Genomic DNA, 15,127 nt, shown 5'->3' with positions numbered 1-15,127 from the left:
TATCTACGTTTCTTGAGGCCTATTTCTTGCGATCCCTTTCCTATTTCGGGACGTGCATCCACCTGCGCCACTTTCTCGTCCCCGCTCTCTTAGAACCGTTCACCTTATCTCAAAACTGCAGCTTACAACTGCGGTTATTTCCTTTTCCAACGAACTTGTGTCATTGATACCGTAATCGGAAATCTCATTAGAGTAACGAGGTGTAATCTGGAATACCCCCATACGGGCGGATCTCAGGGCCCCTACCTTGCTTCCGGCATTGCCCGCTATCTCCTCGGCTCTCCGCTTGGCGTCCTGGGTGGCTAGAGAGAGCATCTTTACCTTCAGCTCGGGAAGTTTTGTGTAAAAATACTGTGGGGGATAGGACTGGAACTCAAGGCCCTGATTCATGAGGTCGGTCGCCTGAAGAGCCAGCTGCTTTATCTTCTGAACATCCTTGGACTGAACTTTCACCTCTTCGTTCAAGACGTAACTTTCAATTTCACTCGTGTATTGACCGCTGGGTCCAATAACGTAGTTTATACCGGTGTTGATGGAGGAAAACTCGATATCCTTTTCCGGTATCCCCTGCTCCATCAAGTATTTCTTCACCGTAGCTTCATTGACCTTTAATTGATTGTAACCCGTTTTCAGGTCTTTGGTTCTCACGCTGAAGTTTCCCGTCCACACAGCAAGATCGGATACGATTTCTTTTTTGGCTGATCCCGTAACCGTTATGGTGTTACCTGCAGCTTTAACCCTCAATAGTCCCCATGTCACAATGGATGACGAGACTATTAAGCCGAGGGCCAAAATAAGCGCAACCCACACGTACCAACTGTTTCGGTTCTCCAAGTCCCTTCTCCCCTTTCGCAAGATAATACCGGAAATTCCTGTGAATTATTAATTCTTTTCTCTCTCAGATTATTCCTCTTTTTTGGGACACGCTTTTTTGCTGTCGTTGGTTTTAGGTAGTTAACCCTTTCGTCATGCCTATCCGGTCTCAGGACTTCGTGTTCTAGAATAATCGCGGTCCGGCGCCAATGGTGGTGTATACGCCTTCCCAGTCGAGGGGCTCGCCACTCCCGACTCGGCTGAACCCCAACCTGTATTCAGCTTTTTTGCCAGGGGTAAAGCGAGATATTATGACACCGTTACCGGTGACCACGGTGAATCCGTTTGCAGGAATCCTCGCCCTTCCCCTGACAACTTCTTTTACAGTTCCGTTTTTTCGTTATCGTTCTGCGCACCAGTGGTCAACTCTTACGTTATCAGAAACATGCTTATAAAACAAAAAAGAGGACAGCTCTCTGCCTTTCGTTACCATCGGTAGTGAGGTTGAAATTGAGGAATTATCTACTCGCAGGCTTCTCTGTTTTCGTCTTATAGCTCCTTTTTCAAGAAATATAGGGAGCAAAGGACGTCTCGTACATCTTACCTGTCGGGAAAGCATTGTTGTCAAAAAGGTACTTTTGGACTATTTGATGTAGTTGTTTATTGCTTTAAGAGCAGTATTGCTGGGTATAGCGAAACCGATGCCCTGAGCTTCTGAGCTCACAGCGGTGTTGATCCCCACTACCTCTCCCTCCAGGTTCAGCAGTGGACCGCCACTGTTCCCCGGATTGATAGACGCATCTGTCTGCAAGAGGTTCTTATACTGTCGGTTTTCAATAGTGATCGGGCGGCTCTTGGCACTTATTACTCCGACAGTCACAGTATGGTCCAGACCATAAGGATTACCGATAGCGATGACCCAATCGCCTACCCTGGTGCTGTCTGAATTTCCCAAAGATAAAGTCGGCAGATTACGGTCAGCGTCTATCTTAAGCACTGCCAGGTCGAGGTTGTAATCTGAGAAGACTTTGCGTGCCGAGTACGATTTGTCGTCACCAGAAAGACTTACCACGATTTCGTCCGCGCTGCTCACTACGTGCTCGTTGGTTAGGATATAGCCGTCTTTAGAAATGATAAACCCAGACCCCAGCCCCTGTACGGTCTGAGACTGCGGTTGAGTCCGGAGCCGCCGCCCATAGAACTGACGAAAAAAAGGGTCCGTGAAGAACGGGTTTTGAGACACGTTAATTTTCTCAGTGGTGTTTATGGTGACGACCGCCGGACTAACCCGTGCCACTATCTCGGGAATCACAGAGGAATCCGTAACGGCTGCCGATGACGCAGCAGCTGCCCTCGTTCCTGAAGCAAATTCAACCGGGTTCGATATGACTCCTGGGCTTGACAAGAAGGCTAACATAGTTAAAGCGCCTAAAATAAAGTATGCTGCTTCCCTTACTCTGAATAGAATTCTTGACTTCCCCATACTTCGCACCTCCATCATCCGCTCTTACCCTAAAATAACTCACCGAAGTGGCCGTAGTCGCCGCCTCGAACCGCATCTATTACTGCCCGCGGCGATCAGGGCCTAAAGAGTCGCTCATGGTCAGGACAATACCGGTTTACGGGCTGCAATTCCAAAAATGCGCCACCATAAGTTCAGTCCACAAGTAAAACTTACACAACGCTTCCAAACTTCTTCACTCCCCTGCTAAGTTCCCTCTTACCAACATATCCTATTTCTGTTGCCATTCTGTGAACAAACTTCAACGAAAATCCGAACTGTCTGAGATAAACAGTTATCGCTCCCAACAACACAGACTTTCTTTCCTGCATTGCAGTCTGAAGTTATAATACGTGGCATAAGGCGGTGACGTTAGGTACTTGGGTTCTACTCCACTTATTATCAATCTCAACAAGCACTGCTCCAATTCTGCCTTAGAGACGTTTCGTTCGCAGTTGCTCAGTGGCCTGGGCATCCAATACCTGGTTTAACACCCTTTAGATGAGTTTTGCCATACCTGCCTCCTTTATATGATATGGGCTCAACTTTCGGAGGTAGCCTTTTTCGTTAAGGCATACTTGACTGGAGGAATCTGTTTAGAGACGGAGAATTATATAAATCAAAATCTATGCTAGCCGGGAACTGCGATAACTTCGGGGTGATGTTTTGAAAAATAATCCGAGAAGGCTTTGGATGGGTCTTGCTGACAATTTGCATGATAAACCACACGTTGGGATTATCGGCGTACCTTACGACGGCTCGGTTTCTCAGGATTCAGGAGCGAGGTTGGCACCGGCCTATCTCCGCGAATTTTCCGCTTATCTTGAACCGATAGCCGAAAATGGGGCGCTCCTCGATAATCTCAGGATAATGGACTATGGCGACGTATCGGTAAATAATGACGATCCTGGCGCTACCCAGAAAGCCGTATTTTCAAGAGTATCTGCCATTGCTAAGAAAGGAATCGTTCCGGCGGTTATCGGAGGCGATCACAGCATCTCCAGTGCAGTGGTGTCAGCATTCGAGCACAAACCGGATCTCGGGATTATTTGGTTCGACAGCCACCCTGATCTGATGGATGTTTACCAGGGCGTTAACGGCCGGCAGAAGAGCAAATTCAGCCATGCGTGCCCGTTAAGAAGGATTCTGGAACTACCCAACGTAAATAGGGAAAACGTCATACTTGTCGGTGTACGGGATTTCATCCTTGAAGAGCTTGACTATATCAACACAATGGGGCTAGAAGTACTCTCGGCCAGGCAGTTGCACAGGATGACGCCGGAAGAGACTGCCAGTCGCCTGATTGAAAAACTCAAAGTAGTTTCAGACATTTACATAAGCTTTGATATCGACGTCCTAGACCCAGCCTTTGCTCCCGGAACGGGTTGCCCGGTGCCCGGTGGCTTATCGTCGCGGTACTTGTTGGACATCATTTACGAATTGATCGAGATTCAGAGAAAAGACATTTTTGAGAAGAAACTCAATGTCGTCGGCTTTGATATCATGGAAATCGCGCCTCCGCTAGATGGTGGGCGCATCACCTGCTACGCAGGACTCGGAATACTTAAAGCAATGTTGGCTTATGTGACATTCCAGTTCGGATTGGACAACTTAAGGGGGGACACACAGTGACATTATTTCAAAAGATCGAATTGGTGCAGTATCTAGTTACCATCATAGGGTTTCCGGTCCTTATAATAAGTATCCTCCTGATGTGGAAACAGACCCGAGCTGTTTGTCAGTGCACCATGAGCCAAGCATATCAAAATGTGGTAAACCACCTTATAGATATGGATCGCTTCTTCTTTGAAAACCCTGAATACAAAGCCTATTTTTATGACGGGAAGGATTTGTCGGCTGACGCGGATATCGTTTTACAGACCAGACTCTTAAGCATAGCCGAATTGTATATGGACATTTATGATGCTATGCAAGTTCAGAAAAAGTTCATGCCTGAGTATCCTTGGCATACACTCGAAGAATATTTTGCTTCGATTTTTGCCAACAGCCCGATTATCAGGAGATTCATTGAAAGCAACAACAAATGGTATCCTCCCGAGTTAAACGCTAGAGTGCAGGCAAGTATACGGCTCGCACGCTAGGTGCCTCCGCCGGAACTAACAAACAGCAGGCAACTACCCATCGTTGGTGCATAGTAAAAGATCACCCCCAGGTCATAATCCGGCTAAGTGACATGGCTTTCAGCCTGTTAATCCTCCCCTTCCGGAACGAGTGTGAGAAAGATACTTACCAAGCGTGGGTCGAACTGGGTTCCGGCGCCCTGTTTTAGATTATTCAAGGCCTCTTGATGGGTAAGCGCTGGACGATATGGCCGCTGACACGTCATAGCGTCGTACGCATCTACTATGGAGAGTATACGGCTCAACAGGTGTATGTTCTCCCCAGCCAACCGCTGCGGATACCCTGTTCCATCCCAACGTTCGTGGTGTTGGAGAATGTAAGGCGCTATGCGGGCCAACTCCCCGGAGGAGAGTGCTATGCGGTATCCGGTCTCGGGATGACGCTGAACCACCTTCATCTCCTCCTCAGTCAAAGGCCCCGGCTTACATAAAACGTCATCGGGAACGCCCAGTTTCCCAACGTCGTGCATCTCAACCAAAAGCCGAAGGCTGTCCATCTCTTCCTGGCAAAGCCCGACGGCATTCCCTAGGCTGCAAGCCAGTTCCTTCATGCGCTCCATATTATGAAAATCCTTTCCGGCCAAGGCAGTTTTCAGAGCGCTAATGGTCGCAGCCCGCAGGTCTCTGCCGTTTGCAAGTTTGTTGAGATACATGGCATCGTCTGCTTCCTTATACAACTGACGTAGGGGACGGGAACCGTCTTCCGCTGTTGCCGATCCTACAGAAATACTCAGAGGAAAATCGGAATGCTTGGTATTATCTGTATCTACGGCCATCTTGATGCGTCTCATGACCTTCTCTGCCGTTTTCTTGTCTGCTCCCGGCAGAATAACGGCAAACTCGTCCCCTCCCACCCTGGCTACTATATCCGAAGCACGAACACAGCCCTTAATCACAGAGGCGGCCCGCCGGAGCAGCTCGTCTCCCCGGTCGTGCCCCCATGCATCGTTAACCAGCTTGAGCCCATCTAAGTCGCAGATAATGAGACTTACCGGATAAAAGCGACCCCTCTCCAAACACAACAACTGCTCTTCAAAAAAGTTTCGATTATAAAGGCCTGTCAAAGCATCGCGCGTGCTCAAGCGTTTCAGTTCCTCTTCCATAAGCTTGCGCTCGCCGATATCCCGAATGCACTGAACAGCCCCCAATACGCGCCCATCATCGCCATAAATAGGGGCAGCCAGGGTCCAAAAATACAGCCCTTTGCCCTCACGTGCATGCGGGGCAAAACCTTCCCCGACTACAATGTGTCCTTTTCGGGTGAGTTTTTCGTAACTTTCCGTCCAGCTGTTACCTTTGCCTAAGGCAATATCTACAAGTATCGGCCTCCTCTCACCAAAAAAAGGAACCGCGTAAACATAGTCACCTCGACCTAAAACCTCTTCGGCCTTAACTCCAGTCATGTCTTCCATTGCCCTGTTCCATACCAGTACTTTACCATCGGCACCCACGGTCAGGGTCGCGTCAGGCAGAGAATCGACCAACCTTTGGAGAAACTCCAGTTTACTGTCCAGGGTATTGTCTTCACCACAGTCAGTTTGGTGTGGGGTTGCTGACGACCTCCCGGGAATCTTTTGCTCTTTGTCGCCCGCGGATTCGATATTTCCACTCAGGCCGTTCTTTGTCCCGTCCCTCAACCTCACCGCCCCCGTCACCTCAGTGATGGAACTGCTTTATACGTCACTTCCGCTTCGACAGCTGTTAATCTTCCCGAGTCCAGCATGACTTTACAGTCCTGAAGTCTATTTCTTGCATTTCTATGCTTATGCGCCAAATCCTGCCTCATTCTGTGAAATTTTTACTGAGATCGGCGCCCTGCAGCTCACGTAGCATTCAGCAGAGTAGGTCGTGGCCATCATTTGGAGACGATCTCCTCAATCCTTACTTTGATTCGACAGAAATAACTGGCAGAAGGTCGGACAGTCACGAAACCGCAGGGATCAAACATGAGGCGGGTTACCCCGCCCTTAAGCTATTGCCAGCATTTAACGCATTACTTCCATATGAAATCCTTCGCCGGCAATTCAATCCCTTTTTGATGCTTCTACGACAAAAGCTTTACTCATACCTGTGATTTTCTTGTATAAAGGAACGGATAAGCTTCTTCCCTGTTCGAGAATCCTTCACTCGAACCTATGGTATTCTTGCAGTGATTTAGGCGGTTTCGGCGACACCAGGCTCTCTCTGTAAGCAGCAATGCCCTTCGCGCCGGCCAGAGCCGCCGCCATAGTCGTGATATACGTGACCTTGTTCTTAATGGCCGCCTTGCGGATATAAGAGTCATCCTGTTTGCTCCGCTTGGTAGCCGGGGTGTTGATCACCAGCTGAATTTCTTTGTTGGTTATGGCATCGAGAACATTCGGCCTGCCTTCAGCCAGTTTCTTGATATACTCGCACGGTACCCCGTGCTCTTGCAGGTACCTGAAGGTACCCGCAGTAGCCCTGATCCTAAAGCCCAGCTTGACGAATTCCTTCGCGACCTCCAGAGCTGCTGGTTTGTCTTGGTCATTGACGCTGATAAACACGGTTCCTTCGGTAGGCAGCGGGGAAAGTGTTGCTTCTTGGGCTTTAAAGTAAGCGAGCTCAAAAGAATCAGCCAGCCCCAGCACTTCCCCGGTAGACCGCATCTCCGGACCAAGTATGGGGTCTACTTCGGGGAACATGTTGAAGGGAAAAACCGCTTCCTTGACCCCGAAATGGTTCAACCGGTTGCGTTTCAGACTTTCGATGGGGAACTCTTTGCCGGCCGCATGGGTCATCATGATCTCGGTAGCAATCTTGGCCATGGGTATGTTGCACACCTTTGAAACTAAAGGCACGGTGCGGGAAGCCCTCGGGTTGGCTTCAAGCACGTACACCTTGTCCTCGGCTATGGCATACTGGATGTTCATAAGACCGACGACGCCTAGCTCGCGGGCAATCTTTTTCGTGTAATCCTCGATGGTAGCGAGGTGCCGTTCCGGGATAGTGACCGGCGGGATGACGCAGGCCGAATCCCCGGAATGAATACCGGCCAGTTCGATGTGCTCCATAACTGCCGGTACAAAGGCGTCTTTCCCATTGGCAATGGCGTCGGCCTCGGCTTCAACCGCATTGCTCAAAAACTTATCGATCAAAATCGGTCTTTCCGGGGTCACACCCACTGCGGCCGTCACGTACTGGCGCAGCATCTCTTCATCGTATACGATCTCCATACCCCTGCCGCCCAGGACGTAGGAAGGCCGAACCATTAAAGGATAACCTATGCGGGCGGCTACTTCCAAAGCCTCTTCCAGGTTGGCCGCCATCCCCGCTTCCGGCATCGGTATGCCTAAGCTTTCCATCATCCGGCGGAAACGATCACGGTCCTCTGCCAGGTCTATAGTGTCGGGAGTGGTTCCTAAAATCCTAACCCCCGCTGCAGCCAGCTCCTGAGCTATGTTCAGAGGTGTCTGCCCTCCGAACTGTACAATGATGCCGATGGGTTTTTCTTTTTCGTAAATACTCAGAACATCCTCCACAGTCACCGGTTCGAAGTACAGCTTGTCGGAGGTGTCGTAGTCGGTGGAAACGGTTTCGGGGTTGCAGTTCACCATCACCGTCTCGTAGCCCAGCTCCTTCAGAGCGAAGACCGAGTGCACGCAGCAGTAGTCGAACTCTATTCCTTGACCGATGCGGTTAGGACCACCGCCCAGGATCATGACCTTGGGCCTGCTGCTGGTAGTAGTGCTGTCCGGCGCGTTGTAAGTCGAAAAGTAGTAAGCTGCATTTTCAACCCCGCTCACCGGTATAGCCTCCCAGGACTGCGACAGCCCCAGTGCCAGGCGGCGCTCTCGGATCTCGGTCTCACCGACTCCGAGCAACATGGCCAGGTACTTATCGGAAAACCCGTCTCTCTTGGCCTTTATGAAGAGCTCGTCCGGCAGGTGACTCCCCTCGTATTTCAGAATCTCCTCTTCTAGCTCTACCAGTTCTTTCATCTGTTGTATGAACCACGGCTTAATATGGGTAAGGCGGTACAGCTCTTCAATGTCAGCGCCTTTGCGCAGGGCTTCGTACATTATGAACTGGCGCTCGCTCGTCGGTTCCGCCAGCATCGCCAGCAAATCTTCCAGCGGCCGCTCGTGGAAATCCTTCGCAAACCCGAGGCCGTAGCGGTTAATCTCGAGCGAACGAATCGCTTTTTGGAGGGCTTCCTTGTAGGTCTTGCCTATGCTCATGACCTCGCCCACGGCTTTCATCTGGGTTCCGAGTTTATCTATCGCTCCGGGGAACTTCTCGAAGGCCCAGCGGGCGAACTTGACTACCACGTAGTCGCCCGAAGGGGTGTACTTCTCAAGCGTTCCGTCTCTCCAATAGGGAATTTCATCGAGAGTCATCCCTGCCGCCAGCAGGCAGGATACGAAAGCGATAGGAAAACCCGTGGCCTTTGAAGCTAGGGCCGAGGAACGGGAGGTGCGGGGGTTGATTTCGATGATAACCACCCGCCCGGTCTTCGGGTCGTGGGCGAACTGGATGTTGGTTCCTCCTATGACCCCTATGGCTTCTACCACCCGGTAAGCGTAGTCCTGCAAACGCTCCTGCAGTTCTGGGCTTATCGTAAGCATGGGGGCCACACAGAACGAATCTCCGGTGTGCACCCCCATCGCATCCACATTCTCAATGAAACAAACGGTTATCTTTTGGTTCTTCGCATCCCTTACAACCTCTAACTCTAGTTCTTCCCAACCCAACACGGATTCTTCTACCAGGACCTGTCCCACTAAGCTTGCGGCAAGCCCCCGGCTTACGACGGTCCGCAATTCCTCTAAGTTGTATACCAGGCCGCCGCCGGTTCCTCCCAGAGTATAAGCCGGGCGTATCACCACCGGGTAACCTAGCTCTCTGGCGATTTCTTCTGCTTCTTCCACGCTGTAAGCTGCCTGGCTGCGCGGCATCTCTATGCCCAAACGCTCCATGGTCTCTTTAAAAACAGTACGGTCCTCGCCTTTTTCTATAGCGTCTACCTGAACCCCGATAACCTTAACCCCGTATTTGTCCAGAACACCTTGCTTGTGAAGTTCGGAAACTAGGTTCAACCCTGACTGACCCCCGAGGTTGGGAAGCACGGCATCCGGCCTTTCTTTGGCTATGATGGCAGCGAGGGATTTTACGGTAAGGGGCTCGATGTAGGTGGTGTCTGCTATGCCGGGATCGGTCATTATAGTCGCGGGGTTAGAGTTGACCAAAACTATCTCGTACCCCAGCTTCTTAAGCGCCTTGCAGGCCTGAGTTCCTGAGTAATCGAACTCGCAGGCCTGTCCGATAACGATCGGGCCTGACCCGATAATAAGGATCTTGTTGATGTCTGTCCTCTTGGGCACGCGATCATCCTCCATTGAGCCGGTGTTATCCGGCTTTTATTTGTGAGTACGGCAGTTGGCTGTCGACCGCCTTTACGATTATACGGTTAATTCATTTGATCGTAAAGTATTTTGGGAGTATACTTGGCAAGTATTCTAAATACAGAAAACAGGCCGCGACTTCGCGTTCTATAAAGCAGCCTACCTTTTTCGTTACCCAAGATTCAATTAGGCTGGACTTCACGTGGTAGAGTCTCTATATACTCTATTTCTTTCAGCTCCCTCTGGTTCTTGGTCACGCCGAGTTCCTGCAACCGGCGGGCTGCCGGCAGCAGCCGGGTCTGCCACGAGCCTACAGCCTGGTTGAACGACTCCACAGCACCCACCAACCCCCTTCTCACGCCTGAAAGATGCTCCGCAAAAACGCACACCCGCTCGAATAACTGCCGCCCAGCTTCGATAACCTGTTCGGCATTCTCGCTAGCCTGCTTCTGCTGCCAACCATAGGCCACCGCTTTCAGCAAAGCAACCAACGTCACAGGGGTAGCCAGTAATACCCTGCGGTTAAAAGCGTCTTCGATCAGACCAGGGTCGTGTTCCACCGCAGCCCCGAAATACGGTTCGCCCGGCAGAAACATGACCACGAAATCGAGGCTCGATTTGAACCGGCTCTGATAGTCCTTCGATCCCAACATCTGCATGTGGTTTCTCACTGCCCGCGCGTGCCGCTGCAAAGCCTTACTTTTAGCTTCTTCTTCCTCTGCTTCAACCGCGTCGAGATAAGCTTCCAGCGGTGTCTTGGCGTCGATAACGATCAAGCGCCCGTTAGGAAGGTGGACGACCATGTCGGGACGCACGCGGCCATCCTCACTGTCCACCGTGAACTGGCCCGTGAAGTCGCAGTATGGTGACATCCCCACCATCTCTACCACCCGCTGTAAAGTTATCTCTCCCCAGCGGCCCCTGGTTCGGGGCGTTCTCAAGGCGGAGACCAGCTTCCTGGCCTCGCTCTGCAACAATTGTTGAGCCTGGCTCAGCTCTTCCAGGTGCCTGGTCAGGCTGCCGTAGGCTTCCCGCCGGGCTTTTTCCATCTCCTTTATTTCCCGTTCGTACTGCTCTAGAGCCTGTCTCAGGGACACGACCAGCGATTCTACCGCCTGCCGCCCCTGTCCCAAATCGCCCTGAGCCCTGGTTACCACGGCTTCCACGCTCTGGCGGGCAAGGTCTAGGAATACCTGATTATTTTGCCGCAAGGCCTCCCCCGCCAGGCTCCGAAAAGAATCGGCCAGTTTCTGAGTAGCGTCGTCGAGAAACTTTCGCTCTTCTTCGATTTTTTTCTGACTTTCTGCCAAGAGCGTTTCGGCTCGTGTACGGGCAGTTCTCTCGACATCCAACTGTTCCCTAACGGTTTTCAACTCTGCTTCGGTCTGCGAGAGCCGCAGTTTATCCTCCGCCCTCAAGCTGTCGGCGGCCCGCAGTCGTACACTAGCAAAAGCCCACGCCATGAGCCCTCCCAAAACAAACCCCACTGCTACCCACCAAAAGTCCACGCCCGGCTCACACTCCCCTCTGTATCTGACAGCATCGCACAAAAACCCGATCACTGCCCTTAACTGACCTATACCTGCCCCCCCCGACCCTCACGGTACCATGTGAATAAAGAACAACGATTACCCTGCTAAGACCTCTACCAGGACCTGGTTCATATTCTTACCCCTTCTGCCTGTTCTCCACTGTTTAATGGCGTACAAACCCTCATTGTACAGCCCCGAACGGAGTTTCCTAATCGACCAGACAACTTAATACCACATTTCATCTTACCTCTACCATCCAGTTTTGTCAGTCCCCGCTTGCCGTTCGCTCCGAACAATTCATGGAATTCTGTCATGAATCAGCCCATAATGAGCACCCCTGGGCTTATACACAGTTGCATTCCCAAAAATAGGCCTCACTCTTTCGATACTATAGCAGGATAAGTCCCGAAATCTGGCGAATTATTTTGTACAAAAGCTAACCTCCAGTAGACTAGACCGGCCACGGGCCACTCAGTAGAGGCTCGCAGGATGCAAGAAACGCCAGGGAGTAACCCGGCCAGCCTGCGATGTCACGGCTCCCCTGGATGTAGGAAAACTGGTTTAACACCTATAAACATCCCCGGTTACGAAGGGAGGGTATGCTTCAAAGGAAAGGAGGATGATGTGTAGTGAATGTCTGTCCTAATTGTAACACCACCATATTGGAGAACGATTCCCTCTTCTGCGCCGGGTGTGGCAGCCCTCTCACCCCGCCGTCAGTGCCTCCCAGACGGAAAAAGCTTTGGATTATTGCGGGCGTCGCTGTTTGCCTGGTCCTGCTGGGAATACTGGCTTGGCGCCTCTGGTACGGTGGGCCGGTGCGCGCGGCCAAATTGGTACCGGAAGACACCGACATATTCGTGGTAGTAAAACCCGACCCCCAACAGGTCAAGAATTTCAATCACATCAAGGACATTTACCTGTCAATTCCAGAAGTCCGGGAGGCTGTTGAGGAATGGGAAAAAGACTTCCGCCAGGAAGCTGACCTTGATTTCGAGGCTGATGTCAAACCGTGGCTCGGACGGGAGGCCGCTTTGGCCGTTCCGGATCTTACTGTTGACGAGGATCCGGCCGTTTTGCTTGCCTTAGAAACCAAAGATGAAGCAAAAACCTCCGCCTGTATGCGAAAAATGCTTGCCCGGATGGAAGAAGACGGCTACGAATTTACTACTCGGGTTTACCAGGGCACCGGGGTTACTGTTGAGGAAAACGCCTCTAATCCCTTCGCGTATGCAATCACCGGCGACTTTTTGCTTGTTTCAAATGATGAAGACCTGCTATGTGAGACTATAGATCGGGCCAAGAATAACAACAAGCAAAACCTAGCCAATAACGAGCACTATCAGGAAGTCATGAAAAGGCTGCCACGAGGTCGTGCTTTGGCCTGTTACCTGGATTATCAGAACTTAGTACAAATGGCCAGAGATGAGGGGAGCATGGGCCCCGTTGAGTGGTGGCTTGACCGGATGGAAGCCTACGAAAGTATCGGCTATGCATTGTCCTTTGTTCGAGAAGGAATCCGTATGGACTATGTCAGTACCCTCAATCCGGAAAAATCATCGTCGCTCCCGACCGCAGGTGCGGATAAACTCGAAGAAACGTTGGTCCTGACCCCGGAAGATTCAGTAGCCTATATCGGGACAACCGTTATACCTAGCTATCTGAGGAACCTGCTGGCTGATGTCCATACAGAGCCCGGCCTCAGCGATGTCTCCGAGGGATTGAATGAGATGGAGTCCGAGACAGGTATCGATATAGAACAGGACATACTAGGCTGGATGAAGGGAGAAATGGCTCTGGCTATTATTCCCGATAATACCGGTCTTTTCGGAGAAACAGACATACCGGTGGGCTTTGTGTTTATGGTAGAGGTTAATGACTCAGACTTCGCAGCGAGAAAAGTAGATAAGATAGCGAATGTCTTTATGCAGGAGGAACCTATAACGCTTGATCACCAAACCATATCTGGATCCGAAGTCCGCTGGCTCCGGGATGCAAGCTCCACCGACGCTACCTTGGGATATTGCTTCGATAACAACTACCTAATTATGGGGTCTTCAGAGTACCTGTTTAGGCAGACTCTAAGCAAAGGGAATCCTCTAGCCAAGAGTCCCACATTTAAGTCAGCTATGAAAGAGGTTCCGTCCCCAGAAACCAGCTGTATGTACTTCGATGTCAAGAAAGGGACAGAGCTGCTAAGGAAGAGCTTAGATTCATACGACCGACAGGAATTCGACCAAGAAGTTTATCCTTATGTTAAACCAATCAAGTCGGTTGCTTTCTCAGCCCAAGTTGATAAGGACAATGCTGAGTCCGGAACCTTGATGGTCTCCGTTAGTGAGTAGTTGCCGCTTTCGGATGGTTGAACCTAGAAACTATAAAGCCGGGGCTTCATAAACCTCAGAAGTCCCCGGCTTTTTTGTGCCCGCACCATCTTCGTCCTGCCGGTTGCATTTAACGAACCGAAGGCCCCACCCTGTTTGAGTTCGCAACATCACATGTGAAGATTCCTGATACCGTGCTTGGAGTCGACCTTCACAGCAAAAGCGCACAACATATAGACCGTTGTGATGGATATAATGAGTATTGAAATGATTTGTGATGGGGACAAAACGCTGGTAATCAGGACTCCACGGTTATCCCCCCTCCCGAATTCAAGGAGGAACCTCGTTACCGGATACGCATAAAGGTAAAAGACTAGGCGGCGTTCCTTAATAACGTACTGAGTTACGAAAAACCCAATAAACAGCAAGATCGCTTCGATCTCTCGCGCTGGGAACCTCTCAATAAAAATGGTATTAAATACGTTCCAGTTTACGATTTTCCCGTAGCAGCATCCTCCTAAGGAACAGCCGATTCGTCCAAAACCATGGAACAAGAGCATGGATGGAACAACAGCGTTAAGATACATCCCAACATCATACCTGAACGCCTTGAGGAGGAAGGTCGCCGTCCCCAAAAATCCGATCAAACCAAAGTAAAAACTCAACCCTGCGCTTTTTATTCTCAGCAGCAAAGGCAAATCTAACGCGCCCGGCATTATGAACCAGTTACCCACATTAGATAGCCCCATTCCGGTAACAAATGCTATTGCCAGCAACAATAAAAGTCGATCTTCTTCAGGCTTACGAAGATTATAATCTTTCAAGTTGTGCATCAACACCAGTAAAGCCGAAATCAGTCCGATACCTGCCATGACATTGTAGATCGGGAAGCTACCCATATCGATTAAAGGATGTCTAACCATGTTTTTTCCCTTTCTATCGTTGTCCTTTCTGTAATCACAAGCTCACTATACACCCTTCTTGAATGTAAAGTTGGGGTCAAGGTGCTCAAGGATGAAACAGCCGAAACAATATATGTTTATGAGACTGCTGTCTCTACCGATATTAATTTTCCGGTATTTCCTCCATCGGTTGAACAAAAGCGATTATACCGGCGATTAAGAACAGTATCAAGGCAGCCCAGCCAAACAGGCTGGTAAATGCGGTCATGATTACAGTGATAAGCGATATGGCAGCGCAGATAAACATCGATATCCCGCAAAAAGTAGGCTTGGACTTGCCGTAGAAAGCCGCAATAAATCCCAAGATAACCGGAATAAACCCCAAGGCAGCCCCCATACCAAGGCCTCCAGCCGAATCTGTCATTCCCGCCCCCACGACGGCCCCGCAGGTGCTGGCACAAAGGATGTTGGGCAATGAAACAAACGCCCCTACAATTCCTAATATCATAGGAGCATTTGACGTACCTCTTTTCGCCACTTCACTACCTCCT

The 15,127-nt window shown here is 50.5% G+C and carries 10 protein-coding genes; 3 read left to right on the top strand and 7 right to left on the bottom strand.

The genetic code is table 11. The features are described 5' to 3' along the window. Positions 1–99: 99 nt before the first annotated feature. Together HPY90_RS04160 and HPY90_RS04155 are read right to left on the bottom strand one after the other, a co-directional pair. Positions 100–834 (bottom strand): SIMPL domain-containing protein, encoded by a 735-nt coding sequence (locus tag HPY90_RS04160; protein ID WP_287191522.1) that lies wholly within the window; start codon positions 832–834, stop codon positions 100–102. A 622-nt stretch (positions 835–1,456) separates the two neighbouring features. Next, positions 1,457–2,296 carry a trypsin-like peptidase domain-containing protein gene (locus HPY90_RS04155; RefSeq protein WP_502707186.1) on the bottom strand — a complete coding sequence of 280 codons (840 nt, stop codon included), beginning with the start codon at positions 2,294–2,296 and terminating at the stop codon, positions 1,457–1,459. A gap of 711 nt (positions 2,297–3,007) precedes the next feature. On the opposite strand from HPY90_RS04155, the gene HPY90_RS04150 reads away from it, so the two are divergent. Further along, positions 3,008–3,946, top strand: a complete 939-nt coding sequence (locus tag HPY90_RS04150) for an arginase family protein (RefSeq protein WP_287191520.1) — start codon at positions 3,008–3,010, stop codon at positions 3,944–3,946. After that, complete coding sequence (locus tag HPY90_RS04145; RefSeq protein ID WP_287191517.1) at positions 3,943–4,416, top strand: hypothetical protein; 474 nt, start codon at positions 3,943–3,945, stop codon at positions 4,414–4,416. The genes HPY90_RS04150 and HPY90_RS04145 overlap by 4 nt, the downstream gene beginning before the upstream one ends. Positions 4,417–4,523: 107 nt before the next feature. On the opposite strand, the gene HPY90_RS04140 is transcribed toward HPY90_RS04145, so the two are convergent. From HPY90_RS04140 to HPY90_RS04130, 3 genes are all read right to left on the bottom strand, one after another. Next, complete coding sequence (locus HPY90_RS04140; RefSeq protein ID WP_287191514.1) at positions 4,524–6,098, bottom strand: sensor domain-containing diguanylate cyclase/phosphohydrolase; 1,575 nt, start codon at positions 6,096–6,098, stop codon at positions 4,524–4,526. A 480-nt stretch (positions 6,099–6,578) separates the two neighbouring features. Further along, positions 6,579–9,797, bottom strand: a complete 3,219-nt coding sequence (gene carB, locus HPY90_RS04135; RefSeq protein ID WP_287191510.1) for a carbamoyl-phosphate synthase large subunit — start codon at positions 9,795–9,797, stop codon at positions 6,579–6,581. Between the two features lie 203 nt (positions 9,798–10,000). Continuing rightward, positions 10,001–11,326, bottom strand: coding sequence for a DNA recombination protein RmuC (locus HPY90_RS04130; protein ID WP_287191507.1), 1,326 nt, complete (start codon positions 11,324–11,326; stop codon positions 10,001–10,003). Positions 11,327–11,979: 653 nt separating this feature from the next. Between HPY90_RS04130 and HPY90_RS04125 the strand changes: the two genes are divergently transcribed. Beyond that, complete coding sequence (locus tag HPY90_RS04125) at positions 11,980–13,695, top strand: DUF3352 domain-containing protein (RefSeq protein WP_287191504.1); 1,716 nt, start codon at positions 11,980–11,982, stop codon at positions 13,693–13,695. Positions 13,696–13,844: 149 nt separating this feature from the next. Here the strand turns inward: HPY90_RS04125 and HPY90_RS04120 are convergent, their stop codons facing one another. Together HPY90_RS04120 and HPY90_RS04115 are read right to left on the bottom strand one after the other, a co-directional pair. Then, positions 13,845–14,597, bottom strand: a complete 753-nt coding sequence (locus tag HPY90_RS04120; RefSeq protein ID WP_287191501.1) for a prolipoprotein diacylglyceryl transferase family protein — start codon at positions 14,595–14,597, stop codon at positions 13,845–13,847. A 142-nt stretch (positions 14,598–14,739) separates the two neighbouring features. Further along, positions 14,740–15,114 (bottom strand): hypothetical protein, encoded by a 375-nt coding sequence (locus tag HPY90_RS04115; RefSeq protein ID WP_013175485.1) that lies wholly within the window; start codon positions 15,112–15,114, stop codon positions 14,740–14,742. Positions 15,115–15,127 lie beyond the last annotated feature (13 nt).

The sequence above is a fragment of the Syntrophothermus sp. genome, from assembly GCF_013314835.1.
Taxonomy (GTDB): Bacteria; Bacillota; Syntrophomonadia; order Syntrophomonadales; family Syntrophothermaceae; genus Syntrophothermus; species Syntrophothermus lipocalidus.
Note: the sequence above shows the minus strand (reverse complement) of the source record. Positions and strands in the feature narration are given on the sequence as shown.